5 tRNA genes are annotated in these 655 nt (G+C 53.1%); all 5 read right to left on the minus strand.

What is annotated here, in order from left to right:
* Positions 1–90: 90 nt before the first annotated feature.
* The 5 genes from AC3WTJ_RS37930 to AC3WTJ_RS37950 all read right to left on the minus strand — a co-directional run bounded on the left by AC3WTJ_RS37930 (position 91) and on the right by AC3WTJ_RS37950 (position 551).
* Positions 91–164: transfer RNA gene (locus AC3WTJ_RS37930), tRNA-Met, on the minus strand.
* A gap of 22 nt (positions 165–186) precedes the next feature.
* A tRNA-Ser gene (locus AC3WTJ_RS37935) sits at positions 187–275 on the minus strand.
* Positions 276–294: 19 nt separating this feature from the next.
* Positions 295–367: transfer RNA gene (locus tag AC3WTJ_RS37940), tRNA-Asn, on the minus strand.
* A gap of 3 nt (positions 368–370) precedes the next feature.
* A tRNA-Ala gene (locus tag AC3WTJ_RS37945) sits at positions 371–446 on the minus strand.
* Between the two features lie 28 nt (positions 447–474).
* A tRNA-Ile gene (locus tag AC3WTJ_RS37950) sits at positions 475–551 on the minus strand.
* Positions 552–655: the final 104 nt, after the last annotated feature.

A 655-nucleotide genomic window follows, 5' to 3' on the forward strand; every position in this document is an offset into this window, starting at 1 on the left:
TTCGAACCCTCGCACCACTTACGCAGTCTAACCCCTTAGCAGAGGGTCCCCTTATAGCCACTTGGGTATCTCTCCAATATAACGAACTACTAGCGGCAGAGGGGCTCGAACCCCCGACCTTACGGGTATGAACCGTACGCTCTAGCCAGCTGAGCTACGCCGCCATAATGTCTAATTTATAAGAAACGGAGAAGGAGGGATTCGAACCCTCGAGACGCTTGTGACGCCTACACGATTTCCAATCGTGCTCCTTCGGCCAGCTCGGACACTTCTCCTAGTATTTATGGGTTAGGACTCCCCGAACAGGACTCGAACCTGTGACAACTCGATTAACAGTCGAGTGCTCTACCAACTGAGCTATCAGGGAATATGGTGGAGCCAAGCGGGATCGAACCGCTGACCTCCTGCTTGCAAGGCAGGCGCTCTCCCAGCTGAGCTATGGCCCCTTAAGGCTTGTCTGGAACAAAAAATTCATGGTTGGCCCTAGTGGACTCGAACCACCGACCTCACCCTTATCAGGGGTGCGCTCTAACCAGCTGAGCTAAGGGCCAAAATTGATAATTACTCCTGTGGCGTTTAAACACCCACAAGGGGTACTGCTTGGCAACGTTCTACTCTCCCAGAACCCTGCGGTTCAAGTACCATCGACGCTGGA

Source organism: Paenibacillus sp. FW101-FHT12H11 (genome assembly GCF_058790355.1).